The following is a 568-nucleotide window of genomic DNA, read 5'->3' as shown; positions in this document are numbered from 1 at the left end:
ATAGACCTTGTTTACCCGCAGCAACCAGCACATCACGTGCACGGCCTTGCCACTCTTCATTCAGCGCAGCGCCTAGCAATAGACCTTTGCCACGAACTTCAGAGAATAGGTTGTACTTCGCATTGATCTTTTCTAGACCTGCGCGGAACAGCGCTTCGCGCTCTAAAACACCAGCAAGCACTTCTGGTTTTGTCACTTCGTTAACGACCGCTTCTGCCACTGCACATGCCAATGGGTTACCACCGTATGTTGAACCGTGAGTGCCCACTTTCAGATGCTCAGCCAGTTTTGCTGTTGTTAACATTGCGCCGATAGGGAAACCACCACCCAGTGATTTCGCTGTGCTTAGAATGTCTGGCGTGATGCCTAGACCTTGGTAAGCATAGAAATGACCAGTACGTCCGTTACCCGTTTGAACTTCATCAAAGATAAGTAGCGCGTTGTGCTTATCACACAGTTCACGTACTGCTTGAGCAAATTCCGGAGTTGGTGGCACGATGCCGCCTTCACCTTGTAGTGGCTCCATCATAACCGCACATGTGCGATCTGACATGTGTGCTTGAAGTGC

1 protein-coding gene is annotated in these 568 nt (G+C 50.2%); it reads right to left on the bottom strand.

Features of this window, described 5'->3' with window-relative positions; genetic code table 11:
• Window positions 1–568, bottom strand: a 568-nt coding sequence (locus R7Q46_RS29075) for an aminotransferase class III-fold pyridoxal phosphate-dependent enzyme (RefSeq protein WP_318078564.1), incomplete at both ends; no start/stop codon positions are given.

This window comes from Vibrio sp. 811 (genome assembly GCF_033339195.1).
Note: the sequence above shows the minus strand (reverse complement) of the source record. Positions and strands in the feature narration are given on the sequence as shown.